This is a genomic window from Paenibacillus sp. UMB4589-SE434, from assembly GCF_030226685.1.
Classification (GTDB): domain Bacteria; phylum Bacillota; class Bacilli; order Paenibacillales; family Paenibacillaceae; genus Paenibacillus_B.
Window position 1 is genome coordinate 160587 of the sequence record NZ_JASOYK010000006.1, and the last position, 21559, is coordinate 182145.

Below are 21559 nucleotides of genomic sequence, written 5' to 3' on the forward strand. Positions count from 1 at the left end.
CCCCGTGGCTGCTATTCGGCTACCTGTTGAATCAATGCATAATATTCACGAGCTGCGTCGTTCCAGGTTCGCTGCATTGCGCCTGAAAGCGCAGCTTTTTGTGGGTGCAACAAGTGCTGACGGTGTGTCCATAAGGCGCGGATGGAGGCTTCCATTTCTTCAATTGAATACGGATTAAATGCAAGAAAAGCAGACATGTCTGTGATGATCTCATTGCTTACTTCGATATTAGCGGCGGCGACAGGGGTATCCATAGTTAAGGACTCCAGAATAGGAAATGGACAGCTTCCTTCAAATAACGTAGGGACGATGGTACCGACTGCATATTTATAAAGGGAAGGCAGATCAGATGTTGGAATTCTCCCGACAAAGAGGATACTGTTACGAACAGCAGGAGCTTGTTGGAGCAGAGCAGCAACTTCAGCCCGTTTTGGATTATGGTGTAACTGATCGGTAAATACCAAGTGTAATCCGGAATGATAGCCATCGTGTGTCTGTCTGAATCTAATAAAGGCGGCAATTAATCGTTCAAAATTTTTATGAAGGCGCAGTACCGTAGGAAACACGATGTAAGGATAGTACAGATTGTACTTTTGTCTGAAAGTCCCTTCATCAATTGGTGGGAAAGACTGATATTCATTAACAGGCGGTGCCATTCGAATCACATGTGTCTTCTCAACGGGCATTTTGGCAAAACCGATCGCATGGTTAGCACGTACGTACTGAGAGTTCGAAACGATAGCGGATGCTTGATTCATGAGGGAGTAGGCATTACGATCGACTCGATAGCAGAAATCAGAATGCATGGAAAAGTAAAGTTCCTTAAATTCATGGTGAACCATGTCATGCAGGCATAAAATATAAGGCTTAATTAAAAACATCGCCAGTTCAAGCGAGACGATGGGGACAATCCATACTTCAGCCGGAACATGGTTGTTAATCCATTCCATATTGTTGGAATTGGTTATATGGATCCTCCCTGGAAAACGTGCTCTAAGAGCCGAAAAAGAATGTTCCGAGTTAATATAATTATATTCAGTGGTTGCGATATGGATATGGATATGGGATTGAGAGCTGAGGAAGCCTTCCGTTAACCGGTAAAGAAAGCGACCGATACCTTCACCTTCTAATGCTAAAGGATGGGGGTAGCCAAGAAAGATCCCGATGTGATGTATAACGCGGTGGCCTCCTGGTGCAAGTACGGTTTTGGTCTTGTGATACTCGTTAATGTGGGGAATGTGTAAAAGGGTCAACAGGTGCTTGCATTCAGCGGAATTAAAAAATTCCAGGAGCATTCTTCTGCGGGGGACTCCTTTGTGGACTGCTTTTAAGTGTAGGCCAAGTCCATCTGGATCTGGATTTCGACCTAATATTTCATTATATAACGCGTGTATAAAAAAGAGAGGATCTGATGGATAAAAGTGACGTATCAGGGATGCAGCTGATTCATGGGGATCAGGAATGAGACTTGCGTGCGGTTGTTTGTACAGCGCCTCTGCTTCTGAACTGCACATCACTTCACCTATAATGGCATGTTTATTTGCAGAAGTCAGCCTTCGCAAGTAATGCTGCAATTCATGAGGGCCGGGTTCTCTGTGTAGAAAATGGACGTATAACGTTCTAATCAATTCGTGTCCTTCCAGCCTTATAATGGCATGGATAATATGAATGACTCTATGCTGCTGAGTCAATAGGATCTCCCCCTCCTGCGTGATTACAGAGGTTACAAGCTATTCCGTAATGTCTCACTTATAAATTGAATATCTTCTCTTGTAAGCTCACCGTGACTTGGTAGATTTATGCCCTGTGCTGCAATCCGATTGGCAACCGGAAAGTCTGTGTATATCTGCTTATCCGAATATGGCGGTAGAATATGCATGGGATAGAAGAAAGGCCTTGTTTCAATACCGTTATCCTTTAAGCGCTTCATAACGGCATCTCGCTGTTGTTCTGTACTTTGATTCAAGACAACCCCAAGCATCCAATACACGTTTTTTGACCATACTTTCTGCACGGGCAGTGTGAGACGATCATCGTCTTGCAAAAATTTATAATAATCCATAGCGACTCGGATACGCTGCTGGATGTGCCAATCGACTTTCTCTAATTGCGCGCAGCCGATAGCCGCTTGAACATTGGTCATCCGATAGTTATAACCGATAACAGGATGCCAATATTTTTTATGCTTATCAATGCCCTGTCCTCTTAGTAATCTGATCGTATCGGCAATTTGGTCATCATTTGTGGTTATAATGCCGCCTTCTCCAGTTGTAATAATCTTATTGCCGAACAAGCTGAAGGTAGCTGTATGACCGATGGAGCCTGCCATACGTCCTTTATACTGTGCGCCAATAGCCTCAGCCGCATCTTCTATCACAAAGAGTCCATATTTGCTGGCGATTTCCATAATGGGCTCCATATTAGCGGGATGTCCGTATAAATGAACAGCAATAATGCCTTTTGTACGGGCCGTGATTTTGTTTTCAATGGCTGAAGTATCGATATTCCACGTCTCTGGCTCTGAGTCAACAAATACGGGTATACCACCACAGTATGTGACAGCGTTAGGCGTCGCCACAAACGTTAATGTCGGCATAATCACTTCATCGTCCTTACCAACGCCGTGTGCCAGCAGTGCCAGATGGAGGGCTGTTGTGCCGTTGCTGCAAGCAATCGCATGCTTTGTATCATTAAATAGCGCGTATTGCTGCTCGAAGCGATCCAGGTACGATCCGTTGGACGATATCCACGTTGAGTCCAGACAATCCATTACATATTTTTTTTCATTTCCGTTTAAAATGGGGGTAGCTATAGGGTAATATTTCTTCATGAATTCTCCCTCCTACAATTAAGACGCGCCTCACAATGGCTGCTGCTGTGTAAGGATACGCGCAGGTACCCCATAGGCCAGACAGTGTGCAGGAATATCGCGTACGATGACTGATCCTGCGCCAATAACAGTCCATGCGCCGATGTGTATCCCGTCAATGACAGTAGTTCCGGTACCGAGAAATGCGCCTTCCTGCACATGGACATTTCCTGACAGATGGCTTCCTGGCGCTACATGACAGGATTCTCCAATCCGACATTCGTGATCAATGGACGAACTGGTATTGATGACGGCATAGTTGTCAATGACGGCTTCTGCGTTAACGATGGCGCCTGGCATGATGGCAATACCTGAACCCAGGCTAGCAGATTCTGATATGTTGGCATGTGGGCTAATTGCATTAATCAGTGTAAATCCGATCTCTGCTGCACGCTTCGCCAATCTCTGGCGAATTCGATTATCACCAATTGCCACAAACGCATGTTCAACGCCTATATGAAATAATTGAGGGAGCAGGTCGTCATCTCCTAACACAGGAATTTGCATAATAGAGCGTGTGCTTGATCTGTCAATGCATCCGACAATCTCTATTTGAGGCATAGATCGCAAAATATCAATGATCACTTTAGCGTGTCCGCCTGCACCAATGATAACGGTTTTTCGTGAGCTAGACATTTCCTGTCCTCCTGACTGTCTGGCGACTTAATGTAAGTTATGATTAAAATCGAAGTGCGGTTTAGGCCAAGTAGTACGTTATCGTAAAATAGGTATTGTGCAGATCTGAAAATAAGAGATTTATATAAGATTTTGATGAATGTAAGGTCAAAAATACCCGCGCTGTTGTTGGACGCGGGCGAATGATATTCAAATGCCGGCCAGTCTTAGAACCTGGTCCAGCTTGTTAAGATCTACGATCAGACTGTCAGCCCCGCCAATTGGTTTAGGGGGCTCTTCGATCTCACACACGACCTCATAATAATCAAGCTGAGCATGACAGCTTATTCTCCAAAAATAAGGATCAATTACGGTGGTAGGCGCCAATTCTACCACTTTAGTTCCTGGATTGCAGAATGCCAGATTGGCATTGCCACTCCCGAATGGAGCGACTACCACTTCGACTGTGGAGAAGATGGATATTTTCTCCCTCATAGTAAGTGGTGTAAGCACGACAGTCGTGAAACCTTTCTGCTGCAAGTACTGTATAACCTCGTCCTCATTCACGACATATCGTGCGAAGGCGTCCTGCCTTGAAATATAAATTCGCTCATATCCGGGCTTTTTGGGAATGGCATGATGTTCTTTCAGTCGTGCTTGAATAAATTGATAGGCCCATCTCGGACTTTTACCTGTAAGAAGCGGGACAGAGGGAACGACTAATAGTTCGGCCTTTAGATGGAAGTCGAGTCTGTCAACTTGAAGCAATCTATCTAATGACATACCAAGCAGCTCCAATGATTCGTACTGAAATGCATGGGTTAGCTTACCTATTACATATTTACTGATAGGAATACCACTTTGCTCGATCAGATGAATACGTGGCAAAATATCAAAAAACCAATGACCATAAATTGCTTGGGTAGAAACATAGTCAGGTATGTTCCATCCCCATACTAAGGTCGCAACAGTTCCTGCTTTGTATTCTGGAGCGGGTAGCTGCCGGAATGGATAATCATAGTAATATTCTACATCTCGCAGCCGCTTGTTATTTGGCGTCACCACATAACAATTGCTTGTTACTAGTCGCCCCTGCGGGATAACAGCAACATAGGCATCGTCGAAGCTGCATGCTGTTGGCCAGCGAACGGGATCAATCCCTTTCGGTGGAGGAAGATGGAGTATTTCCTTCGGGTGGATCACTTTATAGAAATGATGGATTAGATGGATATCCGTTACCGTATCGATGACCCAATCGATAGTTTTGTCGTAGTATAGTTCAGGAATTGTGTACATACTCCAGCCTCCATAATAAGACATGAATACATAGCATTAACATATATAATGTGAAATAAGTGCATCTTTATGGTCCAGTAAGGCGCGGGCATAATCAGGGATTCCCTTTGGAAACAGCACGCCCAAGCCGTGAAAATGAGGAAATTCGATACGGGGCAGAGCACTCAATTCGCCCCAAAAGCGATAAACACCAAAGTCTCCTGAACGTACTGCAATATCGTGGAACAGCACAATTCCGTTAGGTGCGAGCTTGGGATACCATGTCGTATAATCATGATGCACGGCTTCATATGTGTGATAACCGTCGATATGGAGGACATCGATGGAATCATTCGCAAAGTACGGCAATGCTTTATCGAATTCGCAGCGCACGAGTGTGCCAATCGACGGAAATTCCCTAGTGTTGACGGCCTGTACCGCTTGGAAGATCTGCTCGCCGACATGGTCATAAATACCGCTATGGGGGTCACCTTGCCATGTGTCAATGGCAAAGCAGCGAGTTGATAGTTTCTCATCCTTTGCTCCTTGGCAGAAGCTGAAGAAGGAAGTACCATAAAATGTGCCCAACTCTACGACCATACGCGGTTTGCTGTTTCGAATCAGGTCATAAGCAAAACGACGATGACCTGACCATGCTCCGCTAACAGTAAAATGACGCGGTATTTCAGGCGAGTTTTCAACGATGAATGGTGTATTATAACAATTCCATTTCATAACTAGACTCACCACTTTCGAAGTATTCCACCAGAATGAAGTGGGATTCTATATTCTATGAATGGCTTGTATGCTAGGAAAGGGCTTGTAAAACGACAAAATGGCACATTTTAAATGAAATGAGCTTATCATTGATCAAATGTCGAAAAAATTAGTGGTTTTCTATTAATGCAGCTAATCTTAGCAGGGAAAGCTCATTTTAAAGAGGAAATCAAATAGAATAGCAGTCACTGGGGAGTTAGATTTGCAAACAAACAAACTAATTAATATTTTATAATAATTATAATTAAATAATTAATATAATCTTGACTTCATTATAATCTAGTGATAACATTCAGTATGTAAGTTATTCCGCTGTACAAGCGGCAAGCAACAGCCAATTAACCCGCGTTAATTATGATACATATATATGAAGGAGGATTTTTCAAATGGCAGAACGTTTAGTAGGAAGACCCGCTCCAGACTTTAACATGGAAACAGTAAATGGTGATGGACAAGCATTCGGCGCAGCTCAACTGTCCGACTATCGTGGCAAATGGCTGGTATTGTTCTTCTACCCACTCGATTTTACATTTGTATGTCCGACTGAGATTACAGCTTTGAGTGATGCAGCAGCAGAATTCAACAAGTTGAATACAGAAGTGTTGGGTGTTTCCGTTGACTCGGTACACAGCCACAAAGCATGGATCAATACAGATAAAGAAAATAACGGTCTTGGTAAGCTGAATTTCCCGCTTGCTTCTGACATTACGAAGAACGTTGCTCGTGACTACGGCATTTTGATCGAAGAAGAAGGTATCGCACTTCGCGGTCTGTTTATTATCGATCCAGAAGGCGAATTAAAGTATCAAGTAGTTAATCACAATAACGTAGGCCGTTCTGTAGAAGAGACTTTGCGAGTGTTGCAAGCTTTGCAATCCGGCGGTTTGTGCCCAATTAACTGGAAACCAGGCGACAGAAACCTTAACGCCTAATTAACATTCTATATAGCGGACAAGCCCCTCAAGGAGATCAATCCTTGAGGGGCTTTTTCGCTGCATTGTAAATGGAACAAGATTACTGCTCCTGAAGCTCTTCGTACCGCTTAATGTATTTTAATACGATATCAACATAAGTGGCATGCGACCAGGTGAGCGGAGCTACAGATATAGGTTGACCATGATGTGGATCAACCTGTTCAGAAAGCAGCCCGCTTGATAAGCTGTGACGCTGCACCCACTGCAGAGTCTCGAGCGGCCGTTTGAGATCCTGAAGCGTGGTGGCGGTTGCAATATCATAGCCGGCAAACCACAACGTACATATGACCCATGGATTGCCGGGAGCCACATCCAAGTCAGAGCAGCGCTGAAAGTAGTAATCTTGCCAATAGCGAGCGATACCGCCAACCGGTGTTCGAATGGAGAGCCTGCTGCGCAGACTATTCATAGTCGCAACTACACGTCTGTCGGTAGGGGGGAGTACGCCGAACTCATAAATACCAAATATGCTGCTTTCAGGCGTCATGTCCTGCACCCAGCGGCCCTCTCTGCGGAACAGGCTTCTAGCAAAACGTCCATGCTCCTCATTCCATAAATGTGTAACAATGCCTTGTTTTATTCGTTCTGCACCTTGGGCGTACCGCTCAGAACGGGCGTCATCACCAAACAGCGCTGCAAACTCCGCTGCAGCCGTCAGTCCTCCATATACAGCAGAGGCTGTAAATGTAAAGATGCCATATCGCTCCTCCCACAGATCATAGCTTGGATGCGGAAGCTGCAGCCGCTCATCCTGATAGTTAAGCAAGAACTTGGCGGCTTTGCGAATAAGGGATTGATATAAGGACTGCGCTAATTCTACATCGCCGTGGATCGTATAGTCATGCCACAAGGCATGAAGTACAAGTGCAGTCTCATCTTCTTGGATTGGAAGCTGTTGTTTCCCGTCATGTATATAGGGATGCCAGCTGGAACCAACCGTACCGTCTGGATTGTACTTGTGATGCAAGTAACCTTCACTGGTCAACGCTTGGGCACAGAAGCGGAAGAAGGGGGCGATCATGCCATGGTACCCGGCTGACGACATCGCTTTGGCCACCAAAGCGCCGTCTCTGGGCCACATATAGCTGTAATGGTCGCGATTGAATTGCATAATGTCCGTATCATTAGCTGCGATGATCGCACCACCGACATCGGTTTGTGTCCGGACAATCAGCAGGCTCTGCTTATATAACCGGATCAGTTCAGCATCTAGATTTGCAAATGAGATGTTGTCTTTGTTGACCCATCGCCGCCAGTAAGTCTCCACCCGATCCAGCAAGTGCCCAGGATGATTGTCGCGTACATATTGGTCTAGACGGATGACTTCATCCAGATGTTTACCTGCCGAAAACCAATAATGGTGGTAGCTGTCGCCAAGTGGTGGGACAAAGGATCTAAGACTAATCGTACTGTCTACCGATCCTTGAGCAATATCATTGCCCATCAGATGACCGTCCTCAGCATCTTTCCAAGTGCCCTCTGCTTGGTGAAAGCGCTTGATGCCGGTTGTATACTCAAAAATCCCTTCCCAAACAGGGTGACCAGCAGCTGCACGTATGTTAGTAGATGAAGACTGAGAGGGGAGAGAGTACGACGAGCAGCCATTAAACATAAAGTAACAATCTTTCTTATAATGAAATACAGTTCGATTGAGCGGATAGAAGACAGCTGTGTCGCCTACTTCTGTTTCATTGATGACAAGATCCTGATGGAAGAACAATCGGACTTCCCGTTCGGAACTAATGTGATTCTGAATGTGAACCCGCTTTAGAAAGATAGATTCTCGCTGATGAACGGCGTCATGAATCGTTAACGTGAGCTGCAGACGAGGGTGATGCGCCTTAGTTTCCGTAACAAGCGATTCGTCTACATAACCGATCTGAATCTGCCATTCCTCTTCATGCAGCCAACTGAATACGCCATCTACCCAAACGCCGAAACGACAGCGGTAACCTCCGACATGATTTAATTGGCCCACAAAAGGATAATAAATGTCTCGAATGTAAGCGTGCTGATCCAGGTTCACTAAGCACTTCCCATTGCCTACGACGAGATATCGCGGCACACCATCACTTCCTTAGTTGTTGATGAGATTGAACGATGCGGGATGCATAATTGTGTGCTAGAATTTTGGCTTGAGTTGGACTGTCCGCATGAGCGTAAACTTTAAAGAGTGGCTCATCTTGATCGGGTAATATAAGCACGCAACCTTCTGGTGACTGAATGCGGATGCCATCAAGCAGTTCAGCTGCCTGACCATTGGATCGAACCCAGTCCATCAAGCAGCGCATAAGCGTACCTTTTTCGTTCCAATTGCAAGAGACCTCTTCCTTCGCTGTATAAGAATTGGGAAGATCGGCAGCCATATCGTCAAGCGGCATATTGGTTATTGCTAAGTGCTGTAAAATAAGGCTGAGCATATACAACCGATGAGCAAATGGCGAGAACGGCAAGCCGACGGTTGCTTCCATTACGGAGCGAAGGGATTCCTTGGTTCTTATCACTCGCAGTCCGCTGCTCGCAACAGAAGCTGGCAGCGATCCGACCATGCTGGCAGGCACGCCCAATACTGCGTTGGTTCCTGTCTCTGCAAGTGCCAACATCGTAAGCAGTGCCACTTTGTCAGGAGATAAAATGGACCCTTTAGGCGTAACAAAGGACAGCTTTCCTTCATCATCCCAGTACACACCAAAGTTGGCCTTACAGTTGTGGACATGTTCATGCAGATTGGTGGATTGGTCTTTGACTTGCTGGACGACCATTCTGGTGCCGCCTACATATGTGGACCAGCGTTGTATAAGCTCCATATCCGCACAAGGAGCGACAAGCAGCACATACGTGAAGTTAGCATCACGAATCAGACTGAAGTCAATGTGCTGCGCCAGAGCATCAAGATAATCATTGTCCGCATGTTTATAGCTTTTGCAGCTGCCAACACGGTCGGCATGACAGCGGACAAAGTCTTCTTGCCAATAGGCATTTTCGATCTTACGTTCTGCTGATTTGGCAATCGGAAGACCCAGGCGGTCCATCCACTCCACGACAACATTCATCATGGGAGACTGCTGAGCCAGATACAGGTGAACAGCGCCATCTGCTTTTTCTTGCCGCACCGTATTTCGGGTGACTTCGTCTGATACTATTCCTAGATCGACGATATGAACTCCGACAGAGCGCAGTCCTGTGGTGAATGCTGTTTTTAATAATGACGAATAGGTGTGAGAGCATGCAGATACCATAATGGTGCATGATTCTGGCAATGTAGATCCATATGCTGCAGCCAGTTTACTCATAAATTCCGGATTAACGTCGACATTTGGAATGCCTGCTACTCCTTTGCTGCTGAACAGAGGTTTGGCTGCGGCATCTCCCCAGATCAACGAGGTGTGCAGCGTGCCATTAGTAGGAACCGTCTTGTTTGGCCACATCTTAACATGTTGACGAATGGTTGCCTTTGACCCTATCGTACAACCACTGCCGATCACGGTTCCCTCCTGAAGCTGAGCGTTAGAGCCGATGATGGTACGATCCATAATCAAGGCATCTTGAATGTCGCAGTCTTCACCAATGTAGTTGCCGCTCCACGCAATTGTCCGCTCTAATATGCTGTTGGAATGGACAGTATTACTTTCGCCCAGCACGGTGTATGGTCCAATGCCGCAGGAAGGATACAATGTGCAGCCGCTTCCTATATAAGCAGGTCCGCTTAGTCGTATACGTGAAGGAAGGCGTACACCAGCTTCTACAAATAGACCAGGCAGCACTTCAGAGGCTGCTACTGTTACACCCACTTTTCGGTCCAGCATATCAAATTGTGTTTGTCGGTACTGCTGCAGATTGCCGATGTCAGACCAGTAACCAGAGGCAACATATCCGTATAACGCCTCATGGTTGGCCAGAAGCTCTGGGAACAGGTCCATACTGAAATCATATGGCTTGCCTGCGGGTATCCAGTTGAGGATTTCCGGTTCCAGCACATAAATTCCTGTATTCACCGTATCGCTGAACACTTCGCTCCAGCTCGGCTTTTCGAGGAAACGGGCTACTCTGCCGTCTTCCCCAGTCATGACCACGCCATATTCGAGTGGCGTGTCGACTTGAGTTAACACCATCGTGGCTAAAGCCTGCTTCTGTCTATGGTATTCAATTGCATGGCGTAAGTTGAAATCAGTTAATGCATCGCCACTAATAACAATAAACGGCTCGTCTAGAAAATGTGCCGCATTCTTTATGCTGCCTGCTGTACCAAGGGGGGTATCTTCTTCTGCATATATCAGCTGAACGCCATATTCAGAGCCATCACCGTAATACTGACGGATGACATCAGGCAAGTATTGAACGGTTACGGCGATTTGGTGAATATCATAACGTTTCAGCAAATCGATGATATAGGACATGCAGGGACGATTAAGCAGCGGTACCATCGGTTTTGGAGTATTCAACGTTAGCGGACGTAATCGGGTACCTTTTCCACCAGCCATAATAACGGCTTTCATCAGGCGATCACCCCTTCATATACTTGGCGTGTTGAAACCGCAATTGAATCCCAGTCATACATCGTACGAACTTTGCGCATAGCTTCTACTGCATAACGTTCAGCCAGAGATTCGTTGCGGAGTAGTTCTGTCACATGCCAGGCAAGTGATTCAACATGACCAGGCAGCGCTTTGTAGCCATCTCGTCCATGATCGATAATTTCGGCCAAACCGCCAGTATCTGACACGACAACGGGAATACCGTGACCCATCGCTTCAAGCGCAACGATACCAAACGGCTCATATAGACTGGGGAATATACACAAATCAGCAATCTGGAACAAATGATCTCGTACTTCATCCTGAACGAAGCCTGCTAAATATACACTGTCAGTTAAATTCATCTCGTAAACTTGCCTTTTCAGCTCATTTAGCATCGGACCCGTTCCAGCAATGATTAACTTGATATTGGAGATGTGCTGTTTAATCAACGGCAGCGCATGAAGCAGTACCTGAATCCCTTTTTCGTAAACGAGCCTTCCAATAAAGAAAAGAATTCGTTCTCCAGGAGCAGCATATTGAGCACGGAAAGCATGCAAGCTGTCTGATCTCTCTCTCCGAAATGATAAGCTTGGTGACAACGTAATGTGATCCTTGCCTACCCCCGCAAGGGCAGCAGGCTGCCATGCACATTCCACCCCGTTAGGGATCATGCTTACAACAGATCGCTTAATATCAAATAGCTGTTCGACTTCGTGGACCATTGCATGACTGCATACAATGACATGCTCAGCTGCGTGAACAAGCTGACGCTCCGTTTCATGGATGCGATGTTGAACAGAAGAGTGTAAAGTGCCATTGTTGCGCCCGTGTTCTGTAGCATGAATAGTAGCGATGAGAGGGAATCGATATGTATCTTTGAGATCTTTAGCTGCTAAGTACACAAGCCAGTCGTGGGCATGAACAAAGTCTATGTGTAATCCATCCCGAATGAGTTCATCTACACAATCACACATTGCTGCGTTCAATTGCAGAACCCAATCCATAAATCCAATGGGAGCTGCACAGGACGGCAGTGGGGCACGGTGTACCATAACACCATGCATCCATTCTGTAGTCGGACTGCCGGGCACCTCTCGTGTAATGACATGGACCTCACATTGATGACGAACCAGGTGACGCGATAAGTCGTACACAGCTCTTGACAGACCGCCAACGACTAGCGGCGGGAATTCCCAAGCCAGCATCAGGACACACTTGGTGGCAGTACTTGAGCGCTGCCAAGATGTGAGTGGGACCTTCTCTTGCAAGGAAGGACGGATCTGTTCAGTCAAATTTGTTATAGTCATATGGCTTGTGCTGCACTGCACTTGGCGTTTATACATTTGCAGCAGCACCTGATAATCTATAGTAGGAAAACAGTTGATTGCTTGCTCCATCTCATACAGTACCACTTCGTCATATACTCCTTGCTCTAACATATCCAGGAGATGATGGCATCGCATAATGTGTTCCTTTGTACGCTGTGAGGCATAACTGGGAACGGTATCGGCGTCAATGATGAACGCCCAATCACTGCTTTCTGCCAGGAGAAGCTCGCGAATGGATTGGTTGCATAACCGCTCTTGTACAGAACGAAAGCCCCAGAGCTGGCGCTGCTGCTTGCTTATCAATTCAAGTAGTCTATCTTCCGCCTGATGCAGGTGCTTATAGACCCAATCATTGCGTTCTTGAAGCCATACTTCTGCATAACCGCCGCGCCCCCAACTACTGCAAGGCAGCTCAACTTGTTGTGCTTCAGGATGAAGTGCGATGTAGTCAATTGGCGAAATAAACGCAATACTTGATCCCATGGTTTGCTGTAGGTGATGTAGTTCGCGAAAGATTGCCTCAATCCATATAGGCCCCTCATACCACCAATGTCCAAACAACTCGGCATCGTAAGGGCACAGGAGGATAGGAGGACGATCCAACTTGTTGGTATGCAAGACATGAGAAAGTCTGCTATGTAAAAAATGTCTGGCATGCTCATACGCACGTGCTTGTGCAGATTGCTCGTTATAAAGTTCTTTATGGGAACCTGCTCCAGTAATGCGGTAATATTTGATTCCTGTATTAATCCGCGCCCCGTCAGAGAGCAGATGAGGCTTAATATATTCCCATTCCTCCAGATCATGCCAGCCAAGATCATACCCGATGTCTCGGTAATACTCCCGGTAATCCCGATCTCCCGGATACCCTTCGTGACTGCTCCACACTTGATGTGAAGAGGCGGCATCTCTACAAAACGCATACACGTGGTCATAGGTTTGAACGGGCGCCAGTGTGTCGCGCGTAGGACAAGGATCGGCATGTGAAATCGCATGCTCATCCACAATGAAATAGCGGAGCCCGCTCTCACGAAGCATAGGTGACAGATGCGGCGAATACGCGCATTCCGGCAGCCAAATGCCGTTAGGGCGGGCACCGAAATGCCGCTCATGTTCGGCGGCGCCAAATTCAATCTGGGCTCTGGCTACCGCCTCATTTTTAATAAAGGGCAAGAATGCATGTGTTGCGGCACAAGTCATTAGCTCCAAATAGCCTTCATCAGCAAATGTTTTGAAGCGAGGAATGATTTTATACTCCCATTCCCGATACAAGAGGAGCCATTTAGACCAGCGTGCTTGGTACATTGCAGCCAAGTCATGCAGATGCTCATGCTCCTTATGGCGTTCCATTTCAAGCTCTGCAAGCTTGATGCTGTGAACAAGGTGCTTCTCGTAACGCAACTGCATAACGGGATCATCCATCAAAGCTAATAATGTTGGCGTCATCGTCATCGTCAAGCGAAAAGGAATGCCATCTTGCTTTAAACGGGAGAAGCACTCCAACAAAGGGAAGTACGTTTCCGTCATCGCTTCAAAAAACCATCGCTCTTCCATCAAGTCATCTCGGTGAGTGTGGCGCACATAAGGCAGATGGGCGTGAAGAACCAATGCGACATAACCCGTGGGCAGCCCATGATGGGCTGATGATAAATCCTCTTTGTGAACGGTCATTTTTGAACCCCTTCTTCAATTGGATATAACGAATACGTCGAGAACTGCTTGAATGGCGAAGCGTGATCATATGATGACAAGGAGGTACCATGTGCTGGTGACTTATGCTGATGACCCTCATCGTTCTTGTCAGCGGCATTACTGGATTCATACAGGACTGGCTCGCTGCGCGGCGTACGTATGGCAGGAGAGCGAAGCAGTGAGACAAACAGGTGATCTTCAGTTAGAAGGCCATATTCCAACTGGTAGACGACATTTGGTTCAAGATGCCGGAAATACCAACGATCAGCATCATGGACATATACATCCGTATACGATTCAACCGCTCCGGTTTGAGATGTGGTAAATGACCTTAATAATCGGGCCACTTTGCATAATCCATCCCAATGTTTTCCGTAGTGGGCGGCTATCATCCGCCGCCTGCGTTCACTTATTTCCCAGTATGCGTAAAGCACAGTCGGGCTTTGGATCATGAGATGGATGATTTGCGTGTCATAGCGTGGCGGCCATGCTGTTATCGATGTGGTATTAAACATAGAGACCTCCTTTCACCCGTGATTACGATGATGGACAAACCGGCTAACAGAGTGGTTCCAAACCATCATATCCGTGATATTCACGATCTATGTCTAATGTTTCAGTAAAGAAATATTAAATAAGGTGCTTTTGAAAAAGTATGATAATCTATGAAAAGAGTTACAATAGTTTAGTAGAAGCGGTCTGGCAAAAACTCTATTACGTGTGTGAGTTGGGTGTGGCAAAGGATCAGGTTTGCGGGGCTTTCACAATACGTTGTGTCAGCTCAACAAAATCGTCATAACGATTGTCAGACAATTGAAGCTGTCTGAACCAGCTAGCGGGTACACTTCGATAGGATTTGGTTTCACCAGTTGCATATTGGGCTACCAATTCACTAGTGGTTTCATCGTATAGGAGATAGCTTATTTGCTTAGAAGGGACAAACAATACATTTAATGGCATGGTGCACACACCCCGTTCCAATTTGTAATGTTTCACATGTATATGAAGAAATTAGGCACAATATACGTACATGATACCGCGATTTTCATTTCATTTTGTTTTGAAAAAAGGAATTTGTTGATTGTGTGACGAATATGCTACAACAATCGTTCCTTAACCAAATGTTGCATCCACATGAAGGTGCATTTAAGAGGAGGGAGCACATGAGTTTTTGTTGCGGGGCAAGCATGATTGGAAGTAAAGGTACGTTACAACATTATCGGACAAGGATTCATAATGTTCCCCTGCTATTATGTCCGGTGTGTCAGCGCATTGAAGTGCATTATCTTGTGGAAAATGAGTATGAGATTTTAGCGGAGTATGCACAGACAGACGGTGTTGAGGACGTTGATTTTAAAGATTACGTGACAGAAGAAGACATGAAGTTGTTTGAGAATTGCGTGAATCATGAAGACGAAGATCCGCTTGAAATCGTTCGCAGCCAGATTGATTCCGCTCTTGACCTGTTGGCGCTTGCCAAGCAGTGGAAAGATGCCCAATGGGAAGCTCAGCTCAAACGGCGATTAGCACTAATGAGTCGCAGAAAGTCACAATTAACCAAGCAGAAGTAATGATCCTTGTCAGCCCCACGAATGGACTTCACGTATAACAAAAAGGCGACGAAAGTCGCCTTTTTGAAGTGTGCAGTCACCACCGCCGCTTAATCAACTCGTCTCCGTTACAAGAAAGACATTTTATGCTCCCAACCTTTGCGTTACGCGCATCTTTCCGTATTTGCTCTGAAATTGTAGAAAGTTTAAACGGTTTTCTAAATGTTTAGGTTTCTTTTAGGCAATCCCTGTTTTTTTGCTGTTATTCGACATTATATTAGGTTGATTTTAATATCCTAATTTAACTATGATGAAATCATTGATGATTCAAGCCAAATTTGTAGCTACAGCAGATTAGTGCTGCAGTGGGGTGAGATACATTGAGTGGGATTAGTGCGAGTGAGGAGCGTGAGCTTGTTCTGTGGAAACAAAGATATTCCAGAAGCTTGCGCCGATATATTATTAACGGCCATGCTCAGGAATTGGAACAGGCGAGGGAGGCTGCACGTTCACTGACTGAATTACAACCAAATGACGTGCTTAATCTTCATGAAGATACGATGTCGATGATGCTGACGCATGTTGAACTGGATGAAGCAGAAGTCATGTTCCATCGGTCATATGCTTATTTTATGGAGTGCTTGTCCGTCATTCAGGCGGAACGAGGTAGCAAGGAGGGGAATGTATTGTCCATTGACCCGATTCGCGAACCGTGGATGCAGTCTGCTCAGTCCTTGTTTGCAAACACGATTTCTCGCAACAAGTATGAGAACGTACTTCAGCAAATGGACAGCGCCATCGTGTTGTTTGATGACACCGGCATATTGTCTTTTATTAACGTAGAGGCGGCCAAACTTCTACATGTACCTCGTAAAGAACTTGTAGGCTGCACGCTGCTTGAAGTGATGAGACATCCTTCTATCAGTCGTGAAAAACGGAAACTTATCTTGCGTATGTACCGAGAGACCATTGTTTATAGAAAGCGCTATCATGAATTCGTTGATAAGCAAGGTCGGACGTTTTTGGTCACGTTCACGCATGGAGAGCAGATGGATGGGGACTATTTGTTCAGCATCAAGGATGTGTCTGATTATAAGCGCATCGAGCAAACGGCTGTGCAAAATGACAAGCTGGCTATACTCGGCAAAATTGCAGCAGCCATCGCTCATGAAATTCGGAATCCATTAACTTCGATTCGCGGCTTCATTCAACTATTGCGTCCGCATCTGATGCAGCTCGGCAAAGAAGAATATGCACGTATTATTCTAGCCGAGATTGATCGTGCGAACGATATCATCTTCGAGTTTCTGAACTCCTCCAAGCCGACAGCTCCACTGACTTCTGAGATTCCGATATCCTCTCTATTGAGAGAAGTTGTGCTATTAACCGAAAGCGAAGCTTTGATGAAAGGCTGCGAGATTATACTACTTAACGAAATACAAGACGGTACCTTGTTTGTATCGATTGATGTAAAGCAAATCAAACAGGTACTGTTAAATATGATCCGGAACGCAATTGACGCCTTAGATGAAGTGCGCGACAAGCGTAAAGGATCTATTACGCTCAGGACGGTTAAAGAAGGCCGTTACGTAGCAATACACATCATAGATAATGGCAAGGGCATGGATGAGCGAACGCTGGAACGCTTATTTGATCCCTTTTTTACAACAAAGGAGGAAGGTACTGGATTAGGTTTGTCCGTGAGTTATCGCATCATAAGGAATCACGGGGGAACGATTGAAGTAGACAGCCAGCAGGACGAGTGGACCGAATTTATTATTCGGCTGCCGCTTAACGGTTCAAAACCTGCTAATCTGCTGTACTTCGACTCCTAACCTCATAGGTTCTAATTGCAATCTAAGGGTGTGGTATAATAAGGATTAGCAGGACGAGACCATGACAGTAAAGGAAGGTATAATGATGAATTTGACCAATGTGGAGCAGTTGGGTGGCATTTCGGTGCAGGTAATGGCCAAGTCTGTGAAGGAAGTAGAGGCAGATGCTGTCATTGTGCTATTCTCCAAGTCGGAGTGGCAGAATCGTGCACAGGATGTGCCCGGCGGTCAACTGTGCAAGGATGCAGTTGAATGTGGGCTGTTCCAAGTAGAGGAACGTAACACTCGCGTCTTTCCGGTACGTGACGGAAACGTCCGTTATCTAATTGCGGTTGGCCGCAAAGAAGATCCATTGACTACTAAAGATGTTCGACTGATGTTGGCTAATGCAGCCAAAGAAGCATATAAGCTTGGGGTGGCACGGGTTGCGGTTGCGGTGCCGGAAGATCTGGTATCTCTGACTGTAGAGAAGGACGCGGCAGCGACTGCCCATGCTCTCACCGAAGGATTCTTGCTTGGCGCATATCAGCGAGTCACCTATAAGCTTGACGCGAAGCCCATACATAAGTTTGAATCGCTGACTCTTTGCGGTGAGCAGCTTGAGGCAAGCACATGGCAGCAGGGAGCAGAAGCTGGTAAAGCTTATGCGATAGGTACGACGGTGGCGCGTGACTTGACGAATCTGCCGGGCAATTTGCTAGTGCCTAGTGTGCTGGCAGATTATGCACTGCAGCTTGCAGCTCAATACGGCTTCGAAGCACATGTGCTGGACGAGCAGCAGATTCAAGAGAAAGGGATGGGCGGACTGCTTGGCGTAGGCAAAGGCAGTGTCAATCCTCCCCGCATGATTGTGCTGAAATACCAAGGCAAAGAGCAGTGGAACGACGTGTTTGGACTTGTTGGGAAAGGGATTACTTTTGATACTGGCGGCATCTCACTTAAGAAAGCAGAAGGCATGGACGATATGATATGCGATATGGGCGGCGCAGCTACTGTGCTTGGTACGATGGCAGCGATTGGCCAGCTGCAGCCGAAGGAGAACGTGCTCTGCGTTATTCCATCCGCAGAAAATATGCCTTCAAGCAGTGCGATGAAACCGGGTGATGTGCTGACCACATATAGCGGCCGCACGATTGAGGTGCTTAATACGGATGCAGAAGGTCGCTTGGTGCTGGCAGACGGCATGACCTATGCCAAGGAACTGGGCGCTTCGAAGCTGATCGATGTTGCAACGCTGACGGGTGCAGCAGTAGTAGCGCTGGCAGATATTACGACCGGCGTTGTGACGAATGACGAGACCTTTATGCAGGAGCTTATCACAGCTTCGAAGCGAACTGGAGAATATGTGTGGCCGCTGCCATCACACCCCGAGTACGCAGAGCTGCTGAAGAGTGATGTGGCAGATGTACGCAACAGCTGCGGTCGAGGTGGCGGTGCGATCACGGCAGGTTTGTTTGTAGGCACGTTTGCAGACGGATTGCCTTGGATTCACCTTGATATTGCTGGAACAGCGTTCCTGGGCAAGCCGCGCGGAGTAGACCCGAAGGGTGCTACTGGTGTGATGGTGAGAACGATAACAGAGACGATTATGTCTGATTTGTAGGAGCTGAAGCAGGCTCGACAACGATAGGTAATACCCGTGAACATATATTCCAAAGAAGCACCATCTCCACACTATTGGCGGAGATGGTGCTTCTTTGTATTGTTTCATTCAGGAACTATGTGTTATTGCATGTGAAGCGGGCTGAATGGTTTAACTGTAGGGTATAAACCGAATGAAATATAAGTCATTGCTTGCAGCCCTCAAGCAGAGGACGTTGTCGTCACTGTTAGTGAACAGGATACCGGACTGACTAAGCTACGCTCGCGCGTGATTTGACCTTGGATGCATGGCCATTAGGTGCCGTTTCGGCAGCTGGACGCCTGCTGATGATGTTGTTTGCGATTAAAGCGCCGACGATAAGGGCAGTACCGATCCATTCTGCGACAGACACGCTATAGCCTTGAAGAACCGAAATTACAAATGTAGTTGCAGGTACAAAGTTAATAAATAACATGCCGTTAACTGGCGATAGCAGTTCAATGCCTTTTAACCAGCTGAGCAGTGCTAGCAACCCCGCCGCAAGGATCATAAATGCCATTTCCGGCAGTACGGGCACAATTTCAGTTGATGTTGGCATTTTGAGTTGACCAAACATCGTCGCTATCGATACGATAACTAAAGATGTAATCGATCCTAATAAACAGGTTAGCGTGGAATAACGCAGCGCGGAGAAACCTTTGAATTGTCCGCTGCCTACCGTATACAGTACCCAACTAATGACCGCTGCAAAAATAGAAAGCAATGGCATTATTTTAAAGCCACTGCTACCAAACATCGCCAGATCACCTTTTGTTACTACAAACAACACGCCTATAAATGCAACGATGACACAGGCTAATGTTCCTAGATTAGGGCGCTTTCGTGTTAGGAACCACATCAGCAGTACGACTAACATAGGCATAAACGACTCCATAATCGAGGCAAGCAGGACACCTGATTTTCCTAATTGCTGCTGTCCCCAGAACACGCCAAAATTGTAGATTGTAAAAGCAAATGTACCAAATATCCAGAGCTTAAATCCCTTGCCATCCAGGCGGAAAGCAGAACGACCTTCCTTCCATAGCAACAACAAAACGAGGAGGATCGTAACAGTTACATAACGAAGGGTAGAGAACCAGAAGGGATCCAGATGGTGGAGCGCACTCTCAGCTACGGGAAACATCGCTCCCCAAGCGACAGCAGCAATAAAGCATAATAAGGCTCCCTTTAACAATTGAGACTTGGACATGGTAACGGCACACTCCTAGTTGTCTGACTCATGAAGTAACGACAGTTTCATGTATATAGACAATCATATTTAAAATCTGAATTAATTTTCTATCGACAGGAATCATCATACGGCTTAAGGAAGTATCTTGTAAAATAATTGAAAGTGATTTATGATATCATTTAAATTAATACCTAACGTCTGATGTGAAGAGGTGTTCAGTGTGGATTTGAGTGATATCCATATTTTTAAGGCGGTTGCGGAGCAGGGCAGCGTCAGTCGCGCTGCAGAACAGCTTGGTTATGTGCAGTCTAACGTAACGGCTCGTATTCGCACGTTGGAACAAGAGATCGGACATCCGTTATTTCACCGACATCGCCGCGGGATGACCCTTAATGCGGAAGGCAGGAAGCTGCTCGTTTATGCCGAGCGTATGCTGCTGCTGATTACGGAGATGCGGAAGGCCTTTCAGAATCCTGAAGATCCATCGGGCTCCCTTCTTATTGGCTCTGTCGAGACAGTGGTTGGCTTGCCTGATATTTTAAGCCTGTATCATCGCAAGTACGCGAAGGTTGACCTATCGCTGATGACAGGTGTGACGGAGAAATTAATAGAAGAAGTGCTAGAATTGAAACTTGATGGAGCATTTGTGTCAGGCCCTATTCAAGAGCCTAATATAGAACAACACCCGGTGTTCGAGGAGGAGCTTGTGCTGGTGTGCAGTACAAATCGTGATGAACTAGCTCAATTGCGCGATGTACGAGAATTACTGCATCTGCCGCTGCTCGTTTTTCGTCAAGGATGTGGATACCGTGCGAAGCTGCGCCAGTGGATGCAAGCTGAGCGCGTGACGCCGCATAAAGTGATGGAATTCGGTACGCTGGAAACGATAATCGGTACGGTGGTAGCGGGACTGGGCATTACGCTTGTTCCTCGTGCCGCAGTCGAGAAGTTGGAGCGCGAGGGATTGGTGAAGCTGTATACTATACCAGAGCAGTTCAGGTATGTGTCTGTCTTGTATATTCGCCGTATGGATGCCTATTTGGGTGAAGTGGAACGTAAATTTATGGAAACGATCCATGAAGTCACTAAGTTGAGGCGACAATTGGTATAACAGATACGATCACCGATAACCAAATGTAAGGTACGTGGCATTTTTGAAGTCGACCAAGTGGACTATGACGGGTGCCGGAATTGGATTTGGTGTTAGCGGCAGCGAGCCAATGAGGAATATGGACTTATGTAAACAGAGAACCTTTCATCCCACGCCTAAAAGCCGGATGAAAGGTTCTTTGTCATTTGAATATCAAGTATGTG

Annotated in this window: 16 protein-coding genes; 5 read left to right on the top strand and 11 right to left on the bottom strand. The window is 46.2% G+C overall.

From position 1 onward, the window contains the following. Positions 1 to 11: 11 nt before the first annotated feature. From QP775_RS19450 to QP775_RS19470, 5 genes are all read right to left on the bottom strand, one after another. Entirely contained in the window at positions 12 to 1691 is a 1680-nt protein-coding gene (locus QP775_RS19450) for a DUF4214 domain-containing protein (protein WP_285108540.1), read from the bottom strand. 32 nt (positions 1692 to 1723) lie between these two features. Beyond that, the gene (locus tag QP775_RS19455) at positions 1724 to 2830 is read right to left on the bottom strand and encodes a DegT/DnrJ/EryC1/StrS family aminotransferase (protein ID WP_239332146.1); all 1107 of its coding nucleotides are present in this window, start codon (positions 2828 to 2830) and stop codon (positions 1724 to 1726) included. A gap of 30 nt (positions 2831 to 2860) precedes the next feature. Continuing rightward, positions 2861 to 3505, bottom strand: a complete 645-nt coding sequence (locus QP775_RS19460; RefSeq protein WP_285108543.1) for an acetyltransferase — start codon at positions 3503 to 3505, stop codon at positions 2861 to 2863. 189 nt (positions 3506 to 3694) lie between these two features. After that, entirely contained in the window at positions 3695 to 4780 is a 1086-nt protein-coding gene (locus tag QP775_RS19465) for a glycosyltransferase family 61 protein (RefSeq protein ID WP_285108544.1), read from the bottom strand. A gap of 36 nt (positions 4781 to 4816) precedes the next feature. After that, positions 4817 to 5494 (bottom strand): class I SAM-dependent methyltransferase, encoded by a 678-nt coding sequence (locus tag QP775_RS19470; protein ID WP_285108545.1) that lies wholly within the window; start codon positions 5492 to 5494, stop codon positions 4817 to 4819. Positions 5495 to 5922: 428 nt separating this feature from the next. Here QP775_RS19470 and QP775_RS19475 point away from each other — a divergent pair, with 428 nt between their 5' ends. Further along, entirely contained in the window at positions 5923 to 6468 is a 546-nt protein-coding gene (locus tag QP775_RS19475; protein WP_239332138.1) for a peroxiredoxin, read from the top strand. A gap of 82 nt (positions 6469 to 6550) precedes the next feature. Here QP775_RS19475 and QP775_RS19480 read toward each other — a convergent pair whose 3' ends face one another. The 5 genes from QP775_RS19480 to QP775_RS19500 all read right to left on the bottom strand — a co-directional run bounded on the left by QP775_RS19480 (position 6551) and on the right by QP775_RS19500 (position 15007). Continuing rightward, on the bottom strand, positions 6551 to 8575 hold the full coding sequence (locus QP775_RS19480; RefSeq protein WP_239332136.1) for a glycoside hydrolase family 15 protein: 2025 nt from the start codon (positions 8573 to 8575) through the stop codon (positions 6551 to 6553). A gap of 4 nt (positions 8576 to 8579) precedes the next feature. Next, positions 8580 to 11006 (bottom strand): sugar phosphate nucleotidyltransferase, encoded by a 2427-nt coding sequence (locus QP775_RS19485; RefSeq protein ID WP_239332134.1) that lies wholly within the window; start codon positions 11004 to 11006, stop codon positions 8580 to 8582. Beyond that, positions 11006 to 14026, bottom strand: a complete 3021-nt coding sequence (locus QP775_RS19490; protein WP_285108546.1) for a 1,4-alpha-glucan branching protein domain-containing protein — start codon at positions 14024 to 14026, stop codon at positions 11006 to 11008. The genes QP775_RS19485 and QP775_RS19490 overlap by 1 nt, the downstream gene beginning before the upstream one ends. Continuing rightward, positions 14023 to 14562 carry a DUF4912 domain-containing protein gene (locus QP775_RS19495; protein WP_285108547.1) on the bottom strand — a complete coding sequence of 180 codons (540 nt, stop codon included), beginning with the start codon at positions 14560 to 14562 and terminating at the stop codon, positions 14023 to 14025. Before QP775_RS19495 ends, QP775_RS19490 begins: the two co-directional genes overlap by 4 nt. A 229-nt stretch (positions 14563 to 14791) precedes the next feature. After that, the gene (locus QP775_RS19500; protein ID WP_275444771.1) at positions 14792 to 15007 is read right to left on the bottom strand and encodes a KTSC domain-containing protein; all 216 of its coding nucleotides are present in this window, start codon (positions 15005 to 15007) and stop codon (positions 14792 to 14794) included. Positions 15008 to 15210: 203 nt separating this feature from the next. Between QP775_RS19500 and QP775_RS19505 the strand changes: the two genes are divergently transcribed. The 3 genes from QP775_RS19505 (at position 15211) to QP775_RS19515 (ending at position 19035) form a co-directional block, all read left to right on the top strand. Then, a complete protein-coding gene (locus QP775_RS19505) occupies positions 15211 to 15618 on the top strand; it encodes a hypothetical protein (protein WP_239332126.1) in 408 nt (135 codons plus the stop codon). Positions 15619 to 15977: 359 nt separating this feature from the next. Further along, positions 15978 to 17432: an ATP-binding protein gene (locus QP775_RS19510; protein WP_239332124.1), complete on the top strand. Its 1455-nt coding sequence runs from the start codon at positions 15978 to 15980 to the stop codon at positions 17430 to 17432. Between the two features lie 85 nt (positions 17433 to 17517). Continuing rightward, a complete protein-coding gene (locus QP775_RS19515; protein WP_483312032.1) occupies positions 17518 to 19035 on the top strand; it encodes a leucyl aminopeptidase in 1518 nt (505 codons plus the stop codon). Between the two features lie 250 nt (positions 19036 to 19285). On the opposite strand, the gene QP775_RS19520 is transcribed toward QP775_RS19515, so the two are convergent. Beyond that, on the bottom strand, positions 19286 to 20263 hold the full coding sequence (locus tag QP775_RS19520) for a DMT family transporter (protein ID WP_239332120.1): 978 nt from the start codon (positions 20261 to 20263) through the stop codon (positions 19286 to 19288). A 202-nt stretch (positions 20264 to 20465) separates the two neighbouring features. On the opposite strand from QP775_RS19520, the gene QP775_RS19525 reads away from it, so the two are divergent. Beyond that, positions 20466 to 21356 (top strand): LysR family transcriptional regulator, encoded by an 891-nt coding sequence (locus QP775_RS19525; protein WP_239332118.1) that lies wholly within the window; start codon positions 20466 to 20468, stop codon positions 21354 to 21356. The last annotated feature ends 203 nt before the right edge of the window (positions 21357 to 21559 follow it).

Excerpts from the sequence above, each read along its gene's own strand:
- QP775_RS19455 (WP_239332146.1), bottom strand. The coding sequence starts at position 2,830 with ATGAAGAAATATTACCCTATAGCTACCCCCATTTTAAACGGAAATGAA.
- QP775_RS19460 (WP_285108543.1), bottom strand. The coding sequence starts at position 3,505 with ATGTCTAGCTCACGAAAAACCGTTATCATTGGTGCAGGCGGACACGCT.
- QP775_RS19465 (WP_285108544.1), bottom strand. The coding sequence starts at position 4,780 with ATGTACACAATTCCTGAACTATACTACGACAAAACTATCGATTGGGTC.
- QP775_RS19470 (WP_285108545.1), bottom strand. The coding sequence starts at position 5,494 with ATGAAATGGAATTGTTATAATACACCATTCATCGTTGAAAACTCGCCT.
- QP775_RS19475 (WP_239332138.1), top strand. The coding sequence starts at position 5,923 with ATGGCAGAACGTTTAGTAGGAAGACCCGCTCCAGACTTTAACATGGAA.
- QP775_RS19485 (WP_239332134.1), bottom strand. The coding sequence starts at position 11,006 with ATGAAAGCCGTTATTATGGCTGGTGGAAAAGGTACCCGATTACGTCCG.
- QP775_RS19490 (WP_285108546.1), bottom strand. The coding sequence starts at position 14,026 with ATGACCGTTCACAAAGAGGATTTATCATCAGCCCATCATGGGCTGCCC.
- QP775_RS19495 (WP_285108547.1), bottom strand. The coding sequence starts at position 14,562 with ATGTTTAATACCACATCGATAACAGCATGGCCGCCACGCTATGACACG.
- QP775_RS19500 (WP_275444771.1), bottom strand. The coding sequence starts at position 15,007 with ATGCCATTAAATGTATTGTTTGTCCCTTCTAAGCAAATAAGCTATCTC.
- QP775_RS19505 (WP_239332126.1), top strand. The coding sequence starts at position 15,211 with ATGAGTTTTTGTTGCGGGGCAAGCATGATTGGAAGTAAAGGTACGTTA.
- QP775_RS19515 (WP_483312032.1), top strand. The coding sequence starts at position 17,518 with ATGAATTTGACCAATGTGGAGCAGTTGGGTGGCATTTCGGTGCAGGTA.
- QP775_RS19520 (WP_239332120.1), bottom strand. The coding sequence starts at position 20,263 with ATGTCCAAGTCTCAATTGTTAAAGGGAGCCTTATTATGCTTTATTGCT.